The sequence below is a fragment of the Shewanella sp. UCD-KL21 genome, assembly GCF_001957135.1.
Lineage (GTDB): Bacteria > Pseudomonadota > Gammaproteobacteria > Enterobacterales > Shewanellaceae > Shewanella.
Window position 1 is genome coordinate 116623 of record NZ_MPHK01000003.1, and the last position, 21930, is coordinate 138552.

General features: G+C 40.3%; 23 protein-coding genes. 12 read left to right on the forward strand and 11 right to left on the reverse strand.

All coding sequences use genetic code 11. The features are described 5' to 3' along the window. Positions 1-7 precede the first annotated feature (7 nt). Complete coding sequence (locus BM739_RS04060; RefSeq protein WP_083698058.1) at positions 8-724, forward strand: pseudouridine synthase; 717 nt, start codon at positions 8-10, stop codon at positions 722-724. A 77-nt stretch (positions 725-801) separates the two neighbouring features. On the opposite strand, the gene hppD is transcribed toward BM739_RS04060, so the two are convergent. After that, entirely contained in the window at positions 802-1842 is a 1041-nt protein-coding gene (hppD, locus tag BM739_RS04065) for a 4-hydroxyphenylpyruvate dioxygenase (protein ID WP_076537526.1), read from the reverse strand. A 74-nt stretch (positions 1843-1916) separates the two neighbouring features. Then, a complete protein-coding gene (locus tag BM739_RS04070; protein WP_076537528.1) occupies positions 1917-3077 on the reverse strand; it encodes a homogentisate 1,2-dioxygenase in 1161 nt (386 codons plus the stop codon). 248 nt (positions 3078-3325) lie between these two features. On the opposite strand from BM739_RS04070, the gene BM739_RS04075 reads away from it, so the two are divergent. Then, complete coding sequence (locus BM739_RS04075; protein WP_076537531.1) at positions 3326-4258, forward strand: LysR family transcriptional regulator; 933 nt, start codon at positions 3326-3328, stop codon at positions 4256-4258. 44 nt (positions 4259-4302) lie between these two features. After that, positions 4303-4758 (forward strand): EVE domain-containing protein, encoded by a 456-nt coding sequence (locus BM739_RS04080; protein WP_076537533.1) that lies wholly within the window; start codon positions 4303-4305, stop codon positions 4756-4758. Between the two features lie 87 nt (positions 4759-4845). Here BM739_RS04080 and BM739_RS04085 read toward each other — a convergent pair whose 3' ends face one another. Continuing rightward, on the reverse strand, positions 4846-5259 hold the full coding sequence (locus BM739_RS04085; protein WP_076537536.1) for a YccF domain-containing protein: 414 nt from the start codon (positions 5257-5259) through the stop codon (positions 4846-4848). A 221-nt stretch (positions 5260-5480) separates the two neighbouring features. On the opposite strand from BM739_RS04085, the gene BM739_RS04090 reads away from it, so the two are divergent. Next, positions 5481-6476 carry a 1-aminocyclopropane-1-carboxylate deaminase gene (locus tag BM739_RS04090; RefSeq protein WP_076537539.1) on the forward strand — a complete coding sequence of 332 codons (996 nt, stop codon included), beginning with the start codon at positions 5481-5483 and terminating at the stop codon, positions 6474-6476. Between the two features lie 229 nt (positions 6477-6705). Here the strand turns inward: BM739_RS04090 and BM739_RS20090 are convergent, their stop codons facing one another. The 5 genes from BM739_RS20090 to BM739_RS04115 form a co-directional block, all read right to left on the reverse strand. Beyond that, complete coding sequence (locus BM739_RS20090; protein ID WP_102438235.1) at positions 6706-6879, reverse strand: hypothetical protein; 174 nt, start codon at positions 6877-6879, stop codon at positions 6706-6708. A gap of 590 nt (positions 6880-7469) precedes the next feature. Beyond that, positions 7470-8147 (reverse strand): ChrR family anti-sigma-E factor, encoded by a 678-nt coding sequence (locus BM739_RS04100; RefSeq protein ID WP_076537544.1) that lies wholly within the window; start codon positions 8145-8147, stop codon positions 7470-7472. Continuing rightward, positions 8140-8790, reverse strand: a complete 651-nt coding sequence (locus BM739_RS04105) for a sigma-70 family RNA polymerase sigma factor (RefSeq protein ID WP_076537546.1) — start codon at positions 8788-8790, stop codon at positions 8140-8142. Before BM739_RS04105 ends, BM739_RS04100 begins: the two co-directional genes overlap by 8 nt. Positions 8791-9039: 249 nt before the next feature. Continuing rightward, a complete protein-coding gene (locus BM739_RS04110) occupies positions 9040-9588 on the reverse strand; it encodes an LON peptidase substrate-binding domain-containing protein (RefSeq protein WP_076537548.1) in 549 nt (182 codons plus the stop codon). An 85-nt stretch (positions 9589-9673) separates the two neighbouring features. Beyond that, complete coding sequence (locus BM739_RS04115; protein WP_175609483.1) at positions 9674-10222, reverse strand: lipocalin family protein; 549 nt, start codon at positions 10220-10222, stop codon at positions 9674-9676. A 217-nt stretch (positions 10223-10439) separates the two neighbouring features. On the opposite strand from BM739_RS04115, the gene BM739_RS04120 reads away from it, so the two are divergent. Next, complete coding sequence (locus tag BM739_RS04120) at positions 10440-11381, forward strand: chemotaxis protein CheV (protein ID WP_076537550.1); 942 nt, start codon at positions 10440-10442, stop codon at positions 11379-11381. Between the two features lie 66 nt (positions 11382-11447). Here BM739_RS04120 and BM739_RS04125 read toward each other — a convergent pair whose 3' ends face one another. Together BM739_RS04125 and BM739_RS04130 are read right to left on the reverse strand one after the other, a co-directional pair. Next, a complete protein-coding gene (locus BM739_RS04125) occupies positions 11448-12086 on the reverse strand; it encodes a hypothetical protein (protein WP_076537552.1) in 639 nt (212 codons plus the stop codon). A gap of 101 nt (positions 12087-12187) precedes the next feature. Next, on the reverse strand, positions 12188-12547 hold the full coding sequence (locus BM739_RS04130; protein ID WP_076537554.1) for a DUF2750 domain-containing protein: 360 nt from the start codon (positions 12545-12547) through the stop codon (positions 12188-12190). A 196-nt stretch (positions 12548-12743) separates the two neighbouring features. On the opposite strand from BM739_RS04130, the gene BM739_RS04135 reads away from it, so the two are divergent. From BM739_RS04135 to BM739_RS04145, 3 genes are all read left to right on the forward strand, one after another. Further along, the gene (locus BM739_RS04135) at positions 12744-13958 is read left to right on the forward strand and encodes a lytic murein transglycosylase (protein ID WP_076537557.1); all 1215 of its coding nucleotides are present in this window, start codon (positions 12744-12746) and stop codon (positions 13956-13958) included. 208 nt (positions 13959-14166) lie between these two features. Further along, positions 14167-14649 (forward strand): peptidylprolyl isomerase, encoded by a 483-nt coding sequence (locus tag BM739_RS04140; RefSeq protein WP_076537559.1) that lies wholly within the window; start codon positions 14167-14169, stop codon positions 14647-14649. Positions 14650-14732: 83 nt separating this feature from the next. Continuing rightward, positions 14733-14978: a DUF3389 family protein gene (locus BM739_RS04145; protein WP_076537562.1), complete on the forward strand. Its 246-nt coding sequence runs from the start codon at positions 14733-14735 to the stop codon at positions 14976-14978. An 11-nt stretch (positions 14979-14989) separates the two neighbouring features. Here the strand turns inward: BM739_RS04145 and BM739_RS04150 are convergent, their stop codons facing one another. Next, positions 14990-15997 carry a glutathione S-transferase family protein gene (locus BM739_RS04150; protein ID WP_076537564.1) on the reverse strand — a complete coding sequence of 336 codons (1008 nt, stop codon included), beginning with the start codon at positions 15995-15997 and terminating at the stop codon, positions 14990-14992. Between the two features lie 477 nt (positions 15998-16474). On the opposite strand from BM739_RS04150, the gene ushA (BM739_RS04160) reads away from it, so the two are divergent. From ushA (BM739_RS04160) to BM739_RS04175, 4 genes are all read left to right on the forward strand, one after another. After that, positions 16475-18208: a bifunctional UDP-sugar hydrolase/5'-nucleotidase UshA gene (ushA, locus tag BM739_RS04160; protein WP_076537568.1), complete on the forward strand. Its 1734-nt coding sequence runs from the start codon at positions 16475-16477 to the stop codon at positions 18206-18208. A gap of 147 nt (positions 18209-18355) precedes the next feature. Further along, positions 18356-19030 carry an alpha/beta hydrolase gene (locus tag BM739_RS04165; RefSeq protein WP_076537920.1) on the forward strand — a complete coding sequence of 225 codons (675 nt, stop codon included), beginning with the start codon at positions 18356-18358 and terminating at the stop codon, positions 19028-19030. 336 nt (positions 19031-19366) lie between these two features. Beyond that, the gene (ushA, locus tag BM739_RS04170; RefSeq protein ID WP_076537570.1) at positions 19367-21043 is read left to right on the forward strand and encodes a bifunctional UDP-sugar hydrolase/5'-nucleotidase UshA; all 1677 of its coding nucleotides are present in this window, start codon (positions 19367-19369) and stop codon (positions 21041-21043) included. A gap of 305 nt (positions 21044-21348) precedes the next feature. Then, positions 21349-21816, forward strand: coding sequence for an Hsp20 family protein (locus tag BM739_RS04175; protein WP_076537573.1), 468 nt, complete (start codon positions 21349-21351; stop codon positions 21814-21816). The last annotated feature ends 114 nt before the right edge of the window (positions 21817-21930 follow it).

The following is a 21930-nucleotide window of genomic DNA, read 5'->3' on the forward strand; positions in this document are numbered from 1 at the left end:
GGCCCGCATGTCTGAATTTATTGCACCGCCGTGTTCAGAACACATTACTATTTTGTATCAAGATGAGCATTTATTATTAATCAATAAACCTAGCGGCTTACTGAGTCTTTCTGGTAAAAATCCATTGAATAAAGATTCAGTGCATTACCGTTTAGTGCAAGATTTTCCCACTGCGACATTAGTCCATCGGCTGGATTTTGGCACTTCAGGGATCATGCTGGTGGCGTTAAATAAAGCCATTAATGGTTTACTGACCAAACAATTTCAAAATAAAACAGTGACTAAAACCTACAGTGCAATTCTGTTCGGTCATGTTTTTGGTGAGCAGCAACAAGATAAAGAAATTGGTTATATTGATGCGCCAATTGCTAAAGATGTCGATAACTTTCCGTTTATGAAGATTTGCCATGAAAAGGGCAAACCATCACAGAGTGAGTATCAGGTCATTGAACGCGCAGAAATCCTCTCAAAGGCATTACAACAAACCCAAGCGATTACCAAGGTGAGCTTTGTACCTATTACTGGTAGAACCCATCAGTTACGGCTGCATAGTCACTCTATTAACCATCCTATTTTGGGTTGTGATTTATATAAAAATGCCACCTCAGAGGCGCTTGCTGAAGAAGTCTTTGGCCCACGACTATTATTACATGCACAGCAGCTTTGCTTTCGACATCCAGTGACCGATGAAATGATTGAGATGGTGTGTGAAGCACCGTTTTAGCATTTCAGTAAAATTTAGCTATGAAAAAGCCAGCAGTTAAGCTGGCTTTGTTTACAAATTAAAACTGCTGAACAGGCTTAAAGCACACCACGTTTCACTTGATCGCGCTCAATTGATTCAAATAGCGCTTTAAAGTTACCTTCACCAAAGCCTAGGTTGTTCTTACGTTGAATAATTTCGATGAAGATTGGCCCAAACAGGTTTTTGGTGAAAATTTGTAATAGGTAACCATCGTCATCACCATCAACTAAAATTTGGTGATGCTTGATGCGATCTCTATCTTCAGTGACTTGTGGCAGCTTGTCAAAAATAGTGTCGTAATACTCAGGAATAATATCCAGCGTTTTAATTGCTGTGCCTTCCATTGCATCTAAAGAGCCAACAATATCACGGCTTCTAAAGGCTAAATGCTGCACACCAGGGCCATTATATTCCCCTAAGTATTCATCAATTTGGTTCTTGTCATTGCCTTTACCTTCATTAATCGGAATACAGAAGCTGCCATCCGGTGAACGCAGGGCGTAAGATACAAGCGCAGTTTGAGAACCACTAATATCAAAATAACGCACTTCAGTGAAACCAAAAATATCTTTATAAAAATTGGCCCATTTTTCCATAGTGCCTTTATAAACATTGTTGGTCAGGTGATCGACTTCCATAAAGCCTTTTTCTTCAACAATGATTGGCTCAGCTAAATCTTCAAAGTCATTTGCATAAATATTGTTGTCAGCGCCAAATACGTCGATGAAGTAAATTAAGCTATCACCAATGCCGTAAATAGCAGGATAAGGCATATCTTTAGCTGCATCATCAGCCGGTTTTGCGCCGCGGGCTACTGCTTCAGTGTAAGCAAATTGCGCATCTTCAACACGCCAGCCCATAGAACAAATAGCAGGACCATGAGACTTAGCAAATTCAGCTGAGAAGCCTTGCTTAGATTTGTTCAATAAGAAGTTGATATCGTTTTGTTGGTAGTAAACGATATCGCTATGTTTAGCTTGTTTAAGCATTGAAAAACCAAAGTCGACAAACACTTGATGCATAAAATCAGTATCAGGACTGGCAAATTCAGTAAATTCAATACCTAATAGTCCAAGTGGGTTTGTTTCGCTAGCCATGGTGTTTTCCTTAATAATTATCTTTATTTTTCATCACTCTGTGGTGATGTGTGTAATAGGGATGCTGTTGGTGATTAATCTTCAATCCAAGAGCGGTTGTAATCATCACTCATGCAGTTTTTGACATGGGTGGTTAAATTAAGTGGCGCAAAGGTATCAACCATTACGGCATATTCGTAAGTTTCGGTTTTGCCGATAGAGGCTTCGGTGCGCCCAGGTTGTGGCCCATGTGGCACGCCTTTTTGATGCAAGGTCATGTAACCAGCTTCAATACCTGTGCGGCTCATAAAGTCACCGTCAACGTAATACAGCACTTCGTCGCTATCGATATTGTTATGGTAATAAGGCGCAGGAATTGATTGTGGGTGGAAATCATAGGGGCGGGGTACAAAGTTGCATATCACAAAATTGGTAGCCGTAAACACGATATGATCTGAAGGTGGTAAATGGATTTTGCCTACTTTAGGTGCATATTCGGTGATATTAAATGCCCAAGGATAGACGCAGCCATCCCAGCCCACTAAATCAAATGGGTGCCACTCTAAGGTGGTGAGTTGATACTTATCGCCAAACTTGCTGACTAAAGGAAACTCACCTTTTTCAACGATAGCGTCATTAAGTTCAGGGGTGCGGATATCACGTTCACAATATGGCGCTGACTCCAGCATTTGCCCGTAGTCATTTCTGAAATGCTTTGGTACTTCAACCATAGAATTTGATTCAATAACGAATAAACGCACATTGCTGTAATCATTAAACTTGAGCTGGTAAGTGGTGCCTCTAGGAATGATTAAGTAGTCCCATTGCTTAACTTGAAGTTGACCATATTCACTTAACAGCGTCCCTTCACCTTGGTGGACAAAGACCACTTCATCAGCATAGGCATTACGGTAAAATTCAGCCGTATCTTCAGTGACTTTGGCTGTGTACATGGCCACATCACTGTTATAAAAAATCTTATTTCTGGCGCTAAAAAAATTGCCACTGCAATCAGCTTGGCGCGAATCGAGTTTGTAGTTTTGGATTAACGAGTCTTGCCACTCGTCACCGTGCTCAAGAGCATAGGGAGCCACCGCTAATGCCTTGGTGGGCATATTATGGTGATATTTATTGGAGTAAATATTGGCAAAGCCGTGAGTAGAAAACAGTTCTTCACGGTAAAGCTCGCCAGAGTCTTTTTTAAAAGCGATATGGCGTTTAGAAGGTATTTGTCCTTGTTGAACATAAACCGGCATCGTGACTCCTCAACTCTTATTCGTTTGGTTGTCGTTATTGAGGTTCATTAATCTGCTTTGTTAATGTTTTTCTAGCGCAGCGTTAACAAACTATTTGTGATCTAGTTAACAATTTAGTTGCTAGGATGGACAAAAAAAAGAATAATAAACCACTTAACTCAATCTAATTTTTAGATGGTTAATAAAAGTTTACATAAGTGTCACGACTGCAGAACACTTAAAGGCAGGATAGGGACATGGAGGCTTAAATGAAAATCGATGTAGAAGCATTTAATGTGCTGCAAGTACTTGTAGAAGAAGGAAGTTTTGCTAAAGCTTCTGAGCGGCTACACAAAGCGCAATCGGCAGTAAGTTATCAAGTTAAAAAACTCGAACAACACCTAGGGGTGACTTTATTTAATCGGTCTCAATATCGGGCTGAATTAACCCCAGAAGGCAAAGTGATTTTGGCTGAAGGCCAGCGGTTACTGCAACATTTAGCCAATATTGAACATTTAGCCAGCCGCTTTAGCGAAGGTTGGGAGCCAAAGCTTGAACTGGTGATTGACGGCGCACTGCCAATGGAGCCTATTATGGCAGCGTTAAAGCGCATGTCTGAGCATAATATTCCCACCAAGATACAACTCAACATGGAGTTTTTAGGCGGCGTTCAACATCGTTTTGAGCGCGATAAAGCCGATTTAATGCTGGTTAAAGATTACCTTGCTGGGCCTTATTTTTCTGCCCAACAACTGCCACCAGTGACCAGTTTATTGGTTTGCTCATCGCAGCATGCTCTTGCTGAGTTATCCGATGTAACTCTGACCGATCTGCAGCAACATGTAGAATTAACCATTGAAGACTCATCGCCGCAAAAACTACATCGAGACGAGTTACAGTTTGGCGGCGACAAAGTGTTTTACTTGTCTGGTTTTATTATGAAGAAAAATGCCTTACTAAAAGGGCTGGGGTTTGGCTGGATGCCGGAGTTTCTCGTTAAAGATGAACTTGCGGATAATAGCTTGGTCATCGTCGATTTTGTTGGCGGCCATCGTTTTAGATTTACCCCGCAATTAGTATCGACCCTAGAAAGGCCACTTGGGCGAGCAGGGCGATTATTTACCGAGTTAATTTCAGAAGAATTTGCAACTTTTAATCAATCAACTAATGATAAAAATATTAGCCATTCGGCCATTGGTTAGTTATGGATTGCACAAGTATTATCGTTTTACTATTAAGGGTTTAAATGAAGTATTGGTTAATGAAATCGGAACCTGATGAGTTCAGCATTGACGATTTAGCAGCATGTTTACCACAGTCAGAACCCTGGCAAGGCATACGTAATTATCAGGCGCGAAACTTTTTACGGGATGAATTGAAAACAGGGGATTTAGTGCTGTTTTACCATTCCAGCTGTAAAGTACCCGCAGTTGTGGGGATTGCCGAGGTGACCTCAGATGCTTATAACGATTTAAGCGCCTTTGATAATCAAAGCCCTTATTTTGATCCTAAATCAGATAAACAAAATCCGAGATGGGTTGCAGTAGATATTCGTTTTAAGCAAAAGTTAACCCGCATTATTACCTTGGCGCAGTTAAAAGCTGATCCAAAACTTGCTGACATGGTATTGGTAAGTAAAGGCGCTAGGTTGAGTGTTCAACCAGTGACAGAAGAAGAGTTCAACTATATCCTTGCCTTATAAACGCCTTAAACATAAAAAAGGAGTGCTAATAAATTAGCGCTCCTTTTTTTTACATTCAATAGTAACAGCAATTTAAATTGGTTTAGATTAATAGCTTTCTTTTGCCACTATGGTTTGCCCAATTGGCGTGAGGCTCAATAAAGCCAGCTTCACATGTTGTATCGCAAACGGAATACCAATGATAGTGATAAAACAAGCTAGAGCATGGGTCAGGTGACCGATGGCCAACCAGATACCAAAAAATAAAAACCAGATAACATTACCTATCATCCCTAATGGACCAGTACCAAAGTCTTCTGTGCCTGATAGGTGTTTACGATTGACATTTTCTTGGCCAAATGGCCAAAATGCCATTTCACCAATGACGAAACAGGCTCGGCCAAAGGGGATACCGATAATACTAATAAAACATAGGAGCCCAGCTAGCCACCAAGCTAAGCCCATTATAAAGCCGCCCATGATGAACCAAGCGATATTAAAAACTAATCTTAATACTGACATCTAAAATCCCTTAATTATTTGTAATAACTTACTATTTTTAATCGTGCTATGCACTAATAAAGCGAAATCTGTGCCACATTCTTTATATTTATTATCTTGTTGAATTAAAACGATAATTTTATAATGTATATTGTCCCTTAAACTCTCAGCTTAAATAGGTTAGTTAAAAACAACATTTTTTAGTTAAAATAATAACTCTACTCATTGATGTTGAGATAACCATGTTTGCCACGACACCAGTACAAAGCATTCGATTTGCAGATCAGAGCATATTTGTAAAACGCGATGATTTACTCCACCCGGATTTCAGTGGTAACAAAGCGCGAAAATTTCAATATTTTCTCGAGCAAGATTTTCCTCAGGTAAAAAAACTGGTTGGCTATGGCTCAGCGCAAGCAAACTCACTGCACTCTTTAGCAGCCTTAGCCAAAATGCGCGGCTGGCAACTTGATTATTATGTTGACCATATTGCTGGCTATCTTAAGCAAAACCCCCAAGGAAACTATAAAGCGGCCTTAGACAATGGCGCCAACATCATTGAAAAGCCAGCGGGTATTGAGCTGAACCTAGAGGCTTATGTACAACAACATATTCAAGCGCCGTTTGAATCGAATCAAGAGTCGATAGATAAGCGCGTGGTGTTTGTTCCCGAGGGAGGGCGTTGTGAATATGCTCAGCTAGGGCTTGATCAACTAGGGCGAGAAATTATTGAATGGCTTAAACAAAATAATATGAAAAAGTTACAGCTCTTTCTTCCTTCAGGTACAGGTACCACGGCGCTTTACTTACAACGATTTTTTATCGAATTCAATAAAACAGCCAGCAGTTTAGAACTCTCGCTGCCGAATGTGACGGTATTAACCTGCAGCTGTGTTGGCGGTGATGAATATCTTACTAAGCAGTTTTATCAATTAACCGATAATACTGACTATCATCCAAGGATCATCTCTAATGGTAAAAAGTATCATTTTGGCAAGTTGAACCGTCAGTGTTATGACATGTGGCAACGGGTTAATAAGCAAGGTATTGAATTTGAATTGTTGTATGACCCGGTGGGCTTCATCATGCTGGAGCATTATCTGCATACTGCAAACCTAAGCAGCGATGAGTTAAACAAAGGTGCTGCTGTTCCTGTGATGTATTTACATCAAGGGGGCTTGCTGGGTAATCCAAGCATGCTAGCGCGCTACAAAAGGAAATATCAACAGCAAGAATGATAGCGGTTTTTATCGAGGTTAAATAAGCATTCTTTAGAGAAGTATTGGAAATTTATTAAGATTTTGGCTTTGGAAAAGTGTTTAGGGGAGATTGTTAAACGTGGTATTGGCTGAGGGTAACTTCATGTTGCTCAGTTCTAATAAACGTCCGGTAAGGTGTGAGAGGAAATACCGAGAAGCGATGTCTATTGAGTAACTGAGCAAATGAATAACGCAAGCGTTAAAAGTCTTACTTGTTAGCCGTAAGCAACCATTTCATAAATGTTAACGCTTCAGTGCGCTTAGAAAAAGTTGTTTTAGTTTTACCTTGGCTATCGGTAAAAGCTATTGAGTTTTTATTTGATGATATTGAATTAACAGGGAAATTAACTGTAATTTCATGACCATTTATGTTGTATGACATGTGCCACACTCCTTTTTAATTTTCACCTTTTTGGTGAGTAAGTAATAACAATATTTATCCTTAAGCAGTTGTGTTGCGTAAGTTTAGATTTATGTGCTTAAGTTCACTGTGCTTATTACACTTACAAGTAGGCTGGTTTGATCAATTTTATTTTTAATCGCCAATTTACTTGCTGTAGATAGTTGAACATAGGCATATGACAAACAAATGACAGAGAACAACTTAGCAAATGACTTGTAGTGTGGGTTTACTGCATGTAGTGAGTGACTAACAGAAGGGTAAACAAATAATTACAAGAAAACTTAAGTACAGAGCCGATATTAGTCATATATTTTTTATATAGCAATACATTTTTTACAATTCAGGACAATTAATGGATAAAAGGTGAACTTAATCGCCCTTTATTTGAATGTTTAACCAACAAAATCAGCAACACACTGTACATTGGGGCGACTTATTCTCGGTTAGGGTAAATAATCTAGCTAAGCCGAGGATAAGCATAAACGGCCATAAAAACCGCAAAAAAGAGTGCTTTGTGTCATTAAAGCACTCATTTATCTTTAAAATCAAAGTCAGCGTTAAGCCGCTGATTAATAAATCAGTTCGCCTATTGGGTTGAGTAGCTTACTGATCCCTTTAGTAAAATATAAAGGCGCATCAACAACGGTATAACATAAACACCCCTCAACAGTTTTAGGGCTGTGCTCATGGTCACTATTAAGTAACATAAAGTCACCTGCGCTGTAGGTATTGTATTCATCGCTGAATTCGCCTGCTAACAACAAGGTCAACTCTTGCCCTTTATGGGTGTGCTGTGGGATTTCACCGTTTTTATCAATATGCAGTAAACTCGCTCTTGCTTGACTCTCGCCGGTGTCCAGTCTCAAACGACTAACTTTACCTATGCCTTGCCAATGATTGTCGAGCTGTTGGCGAAATGCTGTCGGTAATTGGTATTGCTGACCTTTAACTTTTATCGTTGTCTTGCTTTGCTTAGGTGATACCTCAATGGAATCATCCATTTGCATCACAGTGTTAAGCATGGCTTCAAGCTCTTCATCCATAGCTTCATTTATGCCTGAATCTAGTGATGCTGTGGATTGCGTATTTAAGCTATTTTCAGCAGCTGCCAAAGTGAGTTGCTCAATTTTATCGGCGCAATGACGACACAATTCACAATGGGCTGACATGGCCAATGATAAAGACAAAGGCAGTTCGCCTTTAGCATGGAGAGACAGTAATTGCTCATCGGGGTGATAATTAATCATAATGTTTCTCCATGAAGCCTTTTAACTTCTCTAATCCTAATCTGAGTCTTGATTTAACCGTGCCAATGGGCACTTTTAATTTATCTGCCAGTTCTTGCTGAGTGAGCTCTTGCATGTATATGCCTTGCACCACTTGTTTTTGCAGGGGCGGTAGCGACTCAACATGTTTAAGCAAGGTGGCAGACAATTTGAAGTCATTGTCAGTTTCATCGCTGCCATCAGAATCAAATAAAGACCAAATGTCGTCACCAAACGCATCTTCACGGTTATGTTGCACTTTACGCAACATGTCAAAGCACTGATTACGCATCACTGTGAATACCCAAGTGCTTACCGCAGCTTTATCAACATTATAAAGGTGGGCTTTAGTCCATACTCGGGTCATGGTTTCTTGAACCAAGTCCATGGCTAAGCCTTGTTGGCTCAAACGTTGGATCCCAAAAGAGCGTATTTTTGGTGAAAAATGAGCAAACAGCTTAGCAAACGCAGCTTTATCTCTATGATTTGCAACACGTAGCATTAAGTCTGCCAGCATCTGGGCTTCGTCATCATTTTTATCGGCTGATTTCATGGCATTATTATTTTTAGATAACATACCTTTATCATAACGACTTTGAACTGTTTGTGATTGAAAATTTTGCATTTATTTTCACTCGCATCGTCAGTGTTAAGAAAGCTTTAGTCACATATTTTGCATTAATCTGTTTTATATATAGCAGGTTAAAAGCTGACTAAATCCGAAAGTTACCTGTAGATACGCCAAAGAATGAAAGATGGTTCAAAAAAGGTTAAAAATGGGCAACTTTCTTATCATTTATTACTAAGGATAAAAACTTGAGTCGTTTGCTTTGAGTGAAAGGTGCTAAAAAACCTGAGTTTTAATACGTTACCATCACTTAATAATGCTGGTGATCAAGGCTTGGGTCATTTCGTGGTTATGACTATTAATGCACTGGTATTTTTCTTCTGGGCTAATGGGCATGATCTCTAACCAGCGCTGACAGACCCACGACAAATTATTAAAGTCGTCATCTTTATAATGAGATAATTGTTGTGGATACTGCTGTAAAATATCTTGTAAGGTTTCCCTTAAAAAATGTTGTTTGGGCTTTAAATCCGTTTGCGGCCAATCGGGGATTAAACTGACATCTCCTCTTTTTAAACCATCCGCTTCAGTGTCGAATTGATTGATTTTAAATCGCTGTTTACCTTCGATACTAATACCTAATAGGCCATCGTCTAAAGTTTCAAAGTCGATAATATGAACCCAAGTACCTAACGGCATGAGCTGGTTGTCACTGGTTAGCATACACAAGCCAAAACCTTCGCCTGACTTAAGTGATTCAGTCACTAAACGTTTATATCTTGGTTCAAAAATGCGCAATTGCGTGAAGCCTTGAGGTAACAAGCAAATGGACAATGGGAACAGAGGCAATATCATAACGGCACCTATATGACTAACTTAATGATGAATGTAGTATTCATGTTTTCAATAGTTTATACGGTGATGTTGAGGGTAATGATCACTATTGTTTTACCCAAATTAATTGCTGGGTATCAATGCCTAATGCGGTCATTTTTTCTGTGAACCTGAGCTTATGCTCGGCAGAGATGTTAGGTGTGCGCGATAAAATCCACGCATAATCATTGTTTGGACCTATCACTAACGAACTTATATAGTTTCCGTTTTTATCTTCCATCAAATCATGGATTTGATAGGCACCATAAAATGGCCAAAAAAAAGAGACTTTTAAACGGCCAATATTGTCAGTTTCAATAAAATAGGCTTTACCTTCAGCTTCACTCCAACCTGCTTTTTCGTCTGAATAACCTCGATTGATGACCACCACTTTATCGCCATCAACAGAGTAGTTGGCAGTGACTTTTGACAGGCCTCTTTCAAATGAATGGTCAAGTCGGGCGATTTCATACCAGCTACCAAGGTAATTGTTGAGTTTAAAGTCCTCAACCACTGCAACTTTTTTATCCAGCATAGTGCAAGCGCTTGCTCCGCTAACTAGCAAGGCACACAAGGCGATGCTTTTTATGTTGTTATAAACCTTGGTCGATATCATTTGTTGTGATCCCTATAGTTTTATCTTGAGTTGAATTTGCACTAATTACTCATGTTACGTACGATGCTGCCGATAAGATCTATATTAAAATTTATTAGGTTAATATCTGTTCTAAATGGTGTTTTACAGCCAACCTGATTTAGTCAATGTCGCTGTTGTATCCGCTAAAATTTTTTAATGGCTAGTAGAACCAAGCTTGAGTTAACGAGAAATAATAATGAAAAAAATGCTGGATTCAGTGGATCAACGTACCAAATTAGTCGGTGAGAACCGTTTAGAATTACTGTTGTTCAAAATTAGTGCCACCCAATTATTTGCTATTAACGTGTTCAAAGTCAAAGAGGTCGTTAAGCTTCCGCCGTTAAGCGCATTACCTGGCAGTAACCCAAACATTAGTGGTGTTGCCAACATTCGTGGCATGTCTATTCCAGTGATTAATCTGCGCGGCGCTATTGGCTTTAGCCCTATGCCAGTATCAGATGACTGTAATTTGATTATTACTGAGTATAACCGCAGTGTGCAGGGTTTTTTAGTTGGCAAGGTAGAGCATATTGTTAATATGACCTGGGGCGATATTATGCCGCCACCAAAGTCTGCAGGGGCTAATAACTATTTAACGGCTATCACTAAACTGCAAGATAATGATGTACAAATATTGGTCTCAATTATTGATGTCGAAAAGGTGCTAGCTGAAATCATTGATTACGACATAACCTTATCCGAAGGCGTACTTGATCAACAATTAGTGGCGCATATGCCGGGCCGAAAAGTATTAATTGTTGATGACTCCGCCACGGCTAGAAAACAAGTACGCGACACCCTCAATCAACTGGGGATTAAAATCATAGAAGCCTCTGATGGTTTGCAAGCATTGAATATGCTTAAAGGCTGGGCTGCAGAAGGTAAAAGCGTTGCCGATGAGTTATTGATGATGATTACCGATGCAGAAATGCCTGAAATGGACGGCTATAAACTCACTGCTGAAGTGCGCGCCGATGAGCGCATGGCGTCACTGTATATCACCCTTAATACCTCGTTAAGTGGCAGCTTTAACAATGCTATGGTTGAAAAAGTGGGCTGTGACAAGTTTATTTCTAAATTCCAGCCAGACTTATTGGTTGATGCGGTGCAGCAGCGCTTAAAAATGCTCCTTGACTAAGTGTCTCTTCAGAGCGACGCGGTTGTTATCGCTCTGTCTTGGCTTACTGTTTTACTCGCTCAATATTTATGAGAACTCTTCTTGAACCTGTTCAATAAGCAGCTTTTGATGCTCTTTGGTTATGCCAATGTTCATCCGACATAATCTTACCGCATAAGAAAACTTGTCTTTGCCGACAATATTGAGTATTTCACATAGCAGCGTTTTGTTGAGCGCTAAGGTGTCACAATAGTGATTAATTGCCTTAGTTAGGCTATTAAACTGTAAACCATCAAATTCAAATACCGCGCTATAACCTTGTTCAATATCAATGCCATTGAGCACCAAGGGCCAACCTTTTGCATTAATCCGGCCTTTGGCAATGTTGTACATCATCCATGCGCTTTCTTTAAAGCCAGATAATATTCGACAATCAAAACCAGACTCCGCCAGCTCTTCTTCGGTCCAATTAATACCAATGGCGAGATCTTTATGATAAATCCGCATTAAGTCATCTTTTACTGCGTCTCTGCAATCCCAGATAGACGTCAGTAAATTCTTTTTAGCTAACCGTGAACACTCACTGCATGCTGGCAGTGTTAATGATGGATGTGGGGTTGATGCTTTAGCATAATAACTGAACACATCGTTACTGGGTTCGGCGCAAAACCAGCATTGATGGCGCAGATCAAAAGGGATATCAATTAGGGGAGGTAAATGATTCAAAACAGGCCTTTAAGTTTATAACTGGCAACTAAATTTTTCTCATAAAAAAGCTGCTTTAGTTCCTAACGAACTGCAGCAGCTTAATTTAGCCAACAAGGTAATTATTCGGCTTCAATATCAACTAGCTCTTTAGCTAATTCAATAGGGTCTACTTCTAAACATTCTTCGTTTGCAACCCAATCAAGACCGATTAATACACCGTCTTCATTTAAATCGCCAACCCAAAATTCTAAAAAGTCATTCACACTGATCTCAACAGCGACATAGTCTGCCCACTCTTCAGTGCAATGGCTTGCCGCCGCAGCTTGTGTTGACCATAAAGGCATCACATCAGTTTGCTCAAATTCAGAAGAGTCACAGACAACCCAACCTTCACCAGTCTCATCCGCTAAGCCCCAAAGGACTTGATGCTTTTTCACATTTTCAATAAAGCTTACAACTGCAGGGGTTAGTTCAATCATGATTAGTCTCTTAGAAATTTCAATTAACTGGTGCATTATACGTTAACGCTAAACAATACAAAACACTATTAATCTTCTATCGTAAAATGAAATAAACAAATACAAATTATCACAGTTTTAGCGGGTTTTGGTCTTGTTTCCTTTTGCTTGATAAGTCAGGATGTGGCTATTCATTGATTAGTCGAAGTATTCTTTTATGGTAAGTTTCAAATTTCCGGCGTTACTAAAATCGGCTGTAGTGGTTTCTAGCTGCTTTGTTAGTCTTCAAGCAATTGCAGCGTCCGATGATTTTTCCCAGTGTGTCAATAAGCTTAAAGTTAAAGCCCGCAGTGAAGGCATATCCGAGCAAACGATAAATACCAGTGTCGCTAATCTAAAGTACATTCCTAGAGTGATTGAGCTTGATAATCAGCAGCCAGAGTTTAGTACCACCTTCGGTAATTACTTCAATAAGCGTGTGACTGATTGGCGTGTTAAAGAGGGGCGGCGTTTATTAGCCGAGCATCGTACATTATTAAATAAGCTCACCCTAGAGTATGGGGTGCCAGGCCAATATATTATTGCTTTTTGGGGGCTGGAGACCAACTTTGGTGGCTATAAAGGCAAAATGTCAGTGTTAAATTCGTTAGCCACATTAGCCTGCGATCCTCGTCGTAGTACCTATTTTACCAATGAATTGATGCAAGCTTTAAAGCTTAAAGAAAAGTATCAATTTGATGACGCGACTATGGTGGGCTCTTGGGCTGGCGCGATGGGTCATACTCAATTTATGCCAACCAATTACGCTAAATATGCCGTTGATGGTGATGGTGACGGCAAAGTCGATTTGTGGAATAGCACTGCCGATGCGCTAACGTCTGCGGCAAACTTTTTGCAGCAACTGGGCTGGAAAGCGAATGAGCGCTGGGGCCGTGAAGTATTATTGCCTGAAAATTATGATTACCAATACCTTGGTCGCAAGCATCCTAAACCGTTAACCGATTGGGCAGCATTAAACCTCAAGCAAGCCAATGGCGCGCCGTTGACGACTCCAGAAATGGAAGCCTCATTGTATGTTCCATCTGGTCATACCGGGCCAGCATTTTTAGGTTACGATAACTTTGATGTCATTATGCGCTGGAATCGCTCTGAATTTTACGCCATTGCCGTGGGTCATTTAGCTGATAGGGTTAATGGTGCGGCGCCGCTGAGAGTAAGTGCGCCCGATCATGGTTTATTTAATCGCAGCGACATTAAGCTTATGCAAGCAAAATTAAATGAACTGGGTTTTGATGTTGGTAAACCAGATGGTGTACTCGGGCGAAACTCGATTGCAGGAGTGCAGGCATTTCAGCGCAGTAAAAACTTGATTGCTGATGGCTTTCCCGATCAAAAAACCTTTGCCGCGTTAGGTATTAATATCAGTTTATAATCCGTAGTTTTAATTACACAAACAGGGATAGCATCCCTAAGGGTTTATTCTTTGCCAGTCGGCAGGCTCAGTGCTTAAACTCAGTGCATAAGTTCAGAGCATAAGCTAAAAGCATAGCAATCGATTATCTCGGCTTTTACTGGCAGCTTAATCGGGTATTTGTTAAGCTTCGGCAACTATTGATATCGAAGTAAACTAAGGACATTCGATGAGCGCTCAAGACAATATGGTAGTTCGATTCAACTACACCCTTCGTGACGAACAAGGTGAAGTGATTGAAACTAACGAAGGTGGTTCTCCAATCGCCTATTTACATGGCCATGACAACATGATGCCAGGTGTAGAAAATGCCATTGCTGGCAAAGATGCTGGTGAAAAGTTCACCGTTACATTACCAGCTGCTGAGACCTATGGTGAGCGTATGGAAGGTGCTGAGCAACGTGTTTCAGTAAAACACCTACAAGGCGCTAAAGTATGGACAGTGGGCATGTCTGCTATCGTCAATACTGAAGAAGGTCAACGCCAAGTGACTATCGTTAAAATGGGTAAGTTCATGGCGACCATCGATACTAACCACCCATTAGCTGGTCGTGAGTTAACCTTTGATATCGAAGTGGTTGATTTTCGTGAAGCAACTGATGAAGAAATTGCTCACGGTCATTCACACGGTGAAGGCGGTCATCAGCACTAATTTATTGCTGCATTACTCAAAATGTAATCCCAAGTGTAGTTAATATACTTGGGATTTTTGTTTGAAATAAAAGAAGTACCCGAATGATAATTGAATTTTCCCAAGGTAAGTTAGTGGTCACGCCATTTGAAATCCAGTGTCGATTAAATGCCAATAACATCGTCTTGACCGCAATGGTCGATGACATGAAATGTCTTAGTGACAGTTTAATGTTAATTGCAGATGCTGGGGCTGTGCGCTGGAGTTTAAAATTGGATAATGCCCAGCAATTTTATGAAGCCATCGAAATAATGGGATTGCAGCCGAATAATGTGATTCGGCTGCGATAAGCTATTAATACCTAGGCTAGTGAAGCTCGGTTATGGGGGCTGTTATAGTCAATCTCTGGGCCAACGGGCACTATTTGGGTTGGATTAATCTGTTGGTGGCTAAAGTAGTAATGCTGCTTAATGTGCTCAAAGTTTACCGTGTCAGCAATACCTGGCTGTTGGTATAAGTCCCTGAGGTAACCACTAAGGTGAGGGTAGGACTCAATGGTTCTAATATTGGTTTTAAAGTGGCCCACATAAACACAATCAAAGCGAATTAAAGTGGTAAATAAACGCCAATCTGCTTCAGTTATCACATCACCCATTAAGTAACGTTTTGTTGCTAAGCGCTGCTCTAATTGGTCTAAACTGGCAAACAGTGGCGTTATCGCCGCTTCATAAGCTTGTTGACTGGTAGCAAAACCACAGCGATATACGCCATTATTAATATTGCCGTAAATCATGGCATTAAGCTCATCAATATCTTGACGCAGTGACGCTGGATAATAGTCATCATGGTTAGCCGTAAGATGATTAAACGCCTGATTAAACATACGAATAATTTCAGATGATTCATTACTGACTATGGTGTGCGTGTGTTTATCCCATAATACGGGCACAGTGACACGGCCGTTATAATCAGGCTTGGCCATTTGGTAAATTTGATACAGGTAATCTTTATTAAACAAAGGATCGCTATTAGCGCCTTCAATGGCATTAGCAGCTGCAGACTGATTAGGGCCGGCAAACTCCCAGCCGTTACTGAGCATGTGCGGCTCTACCACTGTGACATCAATCAATTGGGTTAACTGTTTAAGTTGTAGAAAAATTAAGGTTCGATGCGCCCAAGGACAAGCCAATGATACGTATAAATGGTAACGTCCGGCTGCAGCTTTAAAGCCCGCATCACCGCTTATTCCAGCACTGCCATCTGGGGTTACCCAATGCCTAAGTTGTGCATCTTCTCGTTGAAAATTGCCGCCATTCTCCTTGGTTGGGTACCATTTATTGACCCAGTGTCCATTTTGTAATAACCCCATAATTGTCACCTAATAATTTCAACTTATATGACTGAGTTTAAGTGATGAGCTTTTGCAAAAAAAGCGGATTAAATGGGCTCTAACGTTCGATTTATTCGAAGTTGATTCATCCTAAATGGCTTAACTGTTAATTAAAATATTAAATTGCCAGACTGAAAATCACTTGCTTCATTCACTCAAGACTGATTTAACAAATACGTCACCTATATTTAGATTTTTGGCTGTTTGAGCCCAAATATCAGCCAGATAAAGTTTGAGTTGTTGAAGCTTAAATGAGCAGGTTTGTTCTGTTTTTTTTATGCAGGTGTTTGGCTTTAGGTTTAAATGTAGCCGCTTACGCATCTTGTTGTTGCGACTGGGTAAAGTGTGGTTTTTTGTAATCAAACTGACATGAGATTTATGCATTGTTTGCTAGCATTCAGCAATGGGCTGGATCGCTCGTACATTATAAAAATTAAATTGATTAAGGGTTAGATCATGAAAAACATGTTGTACAAAGGCTTAGTGGCCTCTGCGGTACTCGCTGCTTTATCTGGTTGTAATAATGACGATGATAACAACCTAACGGCTTGTGAAGCCGCAGGCGATGCTTGTACCAGTTTTACTGTTATTCATACCAATGATAATCATGGCCGTTTTTGGGAAAACAGCAATGGTGAATATGGAATGGCGGCGCGTAAAACCGTTATCGATCAAATTAGGCACGAAGTAGAGCGTGCTGGTGGCGAAACCATTTTGTTATCCGGTGGTGATATTAACACTGGTGTACCTGAGTCAGACATGCAACAAGCCATTCCTGATTTCATGGGCATGAACTTATTGGGTTATGACGCTATGGCAGTGGGTAACCATGAGTTTGATAACCCGCTTAGTACTCTTGATATGCAAGCGACATTGGCTAATTTCCCAATGCTTGCAGCTAACATATATGACAAAAATGCAGACACGCGTTATTTTGAACCTTACCGCGTGTTTGAAATAAATGGCGTAAAAATCGCGATTATCGGCTTTACCACTGTCGATACCCCAAAAATAGTTAACCCTGAAAATGTCGATAGACTGACATTTACCGATCCGCAAGATGAACTACCTATTGTGCTTGCTGAAATTGAAGCAAATGAAGATGTTGATATGGTGTTTGCTGTGACTCATATGGGCCATTATGCTGACGGATATCACGGCACTGAAGCTGCGGGCGATGTGATGCTAGCGCGCTCAGTTGAACAAGGTCAACTGCACGCTATTATAGGTGGTCATTCACAAAACCCAGTGTGTATGGAAGGTGATGAGTACGCAGACTTTACCCCTGGTGATGACTGTAAACCAGATCAACAAAACGGCACTTACATCATGCAAGCCCATGAATGGGGCAAGTATGTTGGCCGTGCAGATTTTGAATACATGGATGGTGAATTAACTCTAGCCAATTACTCGTTAATTCCAATCAATTTAAAGCAAGAAGATGAAAGTGGTGAGCTAGTTTTCATTACTGAAGAAATTGAAAAAGACCCAACGGTATATAACACTTTATTGCCATACCAAGAACGCGGCCAAGAATTATTAGATGTAGTGATTTCTTATACTGATGCTAAGTTTGAAGGCGACCGTGAAGTGGTGCGCGCTGAGCAAACAAACCTAGGTAACCTGCTCACGACAGCTTATTCTGAATTTGTTACCACTAACTTCAATGTCACTGCAGACTTTGGCGTAATGAACTCAGGTGGTGTCCGTGACTCTATTGCTGAAGGGGATATTTCATACCGTGATGTGTTAACTGTGCAGCCATTTGGTAACTTTGTGTCTTATGTCACTATGACAGGTGCAGAAGTTGAAGATTATTTAGCTGCTGTTGCAGTTAAAACTGGTGGTGGTTTTCCGCAGTTTAACCATGTTGCTATGGATGTAAATTGTGATGCCGCAGCTGATGCCAAATCCTCTGACATTGTTGAAATTGCATCTCTTGGTGGCCGTAGTTTTGATTTAGAAGATGATTATACCTTCTCGTTAATTCATTTCAGCGCGGCTGGTGGTGACGATTATCCGGTGATTAATCAACACAAAAACTACATTGATACCCAGTTAACCGATGCTGCGGTTTTCCGTGAGTACTTTGTGGCAAACCCTGAATTATCCGCTGCCGATTATGCACCTGTAGAAGGTCAATTAAACTTCTACCGTAATGGCACCTTAGTGAAAAGCTGTGCGCAATAATTGCTTTGATTCATCAATGAACCAAACAAAAATTGAGTAAATTTAAAAAGGTAGCTTCGGCTACCTTTTTTGTTTCAGGCTTAACGGTGCTTAAGGATTGGTATAAGATAGCCGCAATTCATCATAAAGGATTTTATTATGTCGTCGGTGACAACCCTACTAGAACGTATAACAGTTGAACCTGCCACACCTGCTAAATCATGTGTTATTTGGTTGCATGGCTTAGGAGATTCAGGGGCAGGATTTGCGCCTGTCGTCCCTGTTTTAGGTTTACCTAGTGATCATAGTATTCGATTTGTTTTCCCCCATGCACCAGAACAAGCAGTGACCATTAATGGCGGCTATATCATGCGCTCTTGGTATGATATTAAAAGCATGGATTTACATGACAGAGCGGATATCAATGGTGTATTAACCTCTGAGGTCGCAGTAAAAGCCTTGATTAATGAACAAATTGACTCAGGTATTAGCGCGGAAAATATCGTGCTGGCAGGCTTTAGTCAAGGCGGCGTCATGAGCTTATTTACTGGGCTAAGGTTTGAGCAAAAACTGGCAGGCATTATGGCATTATCATGTTACTTGCCCGCAGGAGAGGCCTTACCTGAGGGCTTAAGTGCAGCTAACAGTGATACGCCTATATTACAAAACCATGGTGAGCAAGATGAAGTGGTGCCATTGTTTGCTGGAAAAATGGCCCATGATGCTTTAATCAAAGCAGGGTATTCGAGCAAGTGGCTTACTTACCCTATGGCTCATAGTGTTATTCCTGCGCAGTTGTCCCACATTGGTCAATGGTTAACCGATAAACTCGGTAAGGCATAACTGGCAGTTTAGTGTGACTGTTTTAAATTAAGCACAATACCACTGTTAGCTAGTGGTCATAAAAAACTATAAAAACAAGAGGCTTAGCGCTGTTATGGTGCTAAGCCTTTTTTATATTCGTACAACTCAATCATTTGGTTAAATCTCTTTTCATTATATTGGACAATCTGCTTGTATTATTAAAAACTAAACTATTGTTATTTATAGTGATAACTTAAAAATAAATCACAATGTTTACTGAAGTTTTGTTAAAATCCACCTTGTTTTATGTAGTGAAACTAGTTGCAAACAAATTGCAGGCAACTTGTATTAAATTGAAGGTTTACGGATAACATAATGATAAGAAAAATTCCGAGTCTACTGGTCGTCATCGGTGTATTAACCAGTTTAACTGCGTGTGATCGAAAACCTGACTGCGAAGATAATAATTGCACTAAATTTACTGTGGTGCATACCAATGATAATCATGGTCGCTTTTGGCATAACAAAGCGGGTGAGTATGGCATGGCGGCGCGTTATACTGTCATTGATGGTATTCGTAAAGAGGTCGCCGCCAATGGTGGATATACCTTAGTGTTATCAGGTGGTGACATCAATACAGGTGTACCAGAATCAGACTTACAAAACGCCATCCCCGATTTTATTGGCATGAATATGATTGGTTATGATGCCATGGCGGTGGGCAATCATGAATTTGATAACCCATTGTCAGTATTGGCAGAACAAGCAGAGTTAGCCACATTTCCAATGTTAGCGGCCAATATCTATGATAGAGAAACTAATGAACGTTATTTTGAACCTTATAAAGTGTTCAAAGTGGGTGATATTGACATTGCGGTAGTGGGCTTGACCACTAACGACACACCAAAGCTAACGAATCCATTGCATACAGAGTCGTTAATATTTACTGATCCAACGACTGAAATGAAAAAGTTGCTTAAAGAAATTAACACCAATGAAAGCGTTGACCTCGTTTTTGCAGCAACCCATATGGGCCATTATCAAAATGGTGAATTTGGCAGTAATGCCCCTGGTGATGTCACTATGGCTAGAGCGTTAGAGGAAGGGCAGCTAGACGCCATTATCGGCGGGCACTCGCAAAACCCAGTGTGTATGGCTGGTCGCAACAGTGAGTATGATAAAACCTTCACTGCGGGAGATTCATGTCGTCCAGATAAGCAAAACGGCACTTGGATTATGCAAGCCCATGAGTGGGGGCGTTATGTTGGCCGCGCTGATTTTGAATACATTAACGGTAAATTGTATTTAGTGGACTACCGCTTAATTCCGATTAACTTAAAGCGAATGGCTTTTGGTAAAAAATTAGCATGGCCAGTAGGTGAACATGTTGAGCGTAACGCTGAAGTAGAAAAGGCGTTATTACCTTATCAGCAAAAAGGCAGTGAACAACTTGATGTGATAATTGGTAAGCTTGATGGATTATTAGAAGGGGACCGAAAAATTGTTCGCTCACAGCAAACTAACCTTGGTCGCTTAATTGCTAAAGTTCACAGCGAGAAAGTGCGTGCTGATTTTGGCATCATGAATTCTGGTGGCGTTAGAGCTTCAATCAGAGCCGGTGATGTTGCCTACCGTGATGTGCTCACAGTGCAACCATTTTCAAATACTATTGGCTTAGCAGAAATGTCTGGTGAAAAGCTGATTAAATATTTATCTAAAGTGGCCACTAATACCCGAACTAGTGGGGCTTATGCGCAATTTTACGGTGTTGATATGACAGTGAAATGTCGTGATCAAGACGTTGAAATTCATAGTATTAATGGTCAGCCTTTCGATATATCGGCAACCTATCAGTTCTCTATTCCAAGTTTTAGCGCAGCCGGTGGTGACAATTACCCTAAGATTAATATTCTTGAAGCGGGTTATGTAGATGCCATTGAGCTTTATGAATACATTAAGAAAAAGAAAAATATTCAAATTGAGGATTATAATCCGAAAAATGAAGTGAAATTTACCCAATCGAAAAGCTCATTAGGCTGCAGTATTTATTAGAATCCATGAGTTAATGTTAGCTTCTGTTAGCATTTAAACCTAAAGGCAACCACTTGGTTGCCTTTTTATTTGAAATTTTTAACTTTTTAAGTTATTGATTATTAGTGGTTATATTTAAATTTATTGCCTAAGGGGAAAATTATTTTTGCTGATTTACTTGAAAAATAAAATATCGTTCTCATATCTAGTTGTAAGTTAGGCACGCTCAATAGAGGTACTAACTAGCATTACGCCGCAAGGGTAATGACAAACCGCCAATAATGGCATTTTATTTTTCACATATTGCTTTAGACAAGGATATGACAATGCGTAAATTTAATTTAACTCCAGATTTAACTCCTCTTTACCGTAGTGCGATTGGTTTTGATCGTTTAGCAAAAATGGCTGAACACGCCGCAGTACAAAACGGTAACACCGGTTACCCTCCATATAACATCGAATTACTTGGCGAAAATCGCTACCGTATCACTATGGCGGTTGCTGGATTTAGTATGGAAGAGCTTGATATCACCAGCGAAGGTGACAAGTTACTCGTCAAAGGCAGTAAAGTAGCTGCTGTAAACGATGAACGTAAATACTTACATCAAGGTATCGCAGAGCGTGGCTTTGAGCGCACTTTCCAGTTAGCAGACCATGTCAATGTTGTCGGTGCTGAATTAGAAAATGGCTTATTAAATGTTGATTTAGTAAGAGAAATCCCTGAAGCGTTAAAAGCGCGTAAAATTCAAATTAACTCGGCGCGCAGCGCAACCAGTAACACAATTGAAAGTTAATGCGTTACCGCCCTTTATGTAAATAATAAAGGGCACTAGTTTCATCTCTTCCCTGATTTTTTGCCCAACTAGATTCATTTTCCTAGTTGGGCTTTTTGCTTTATGACTGCTTAT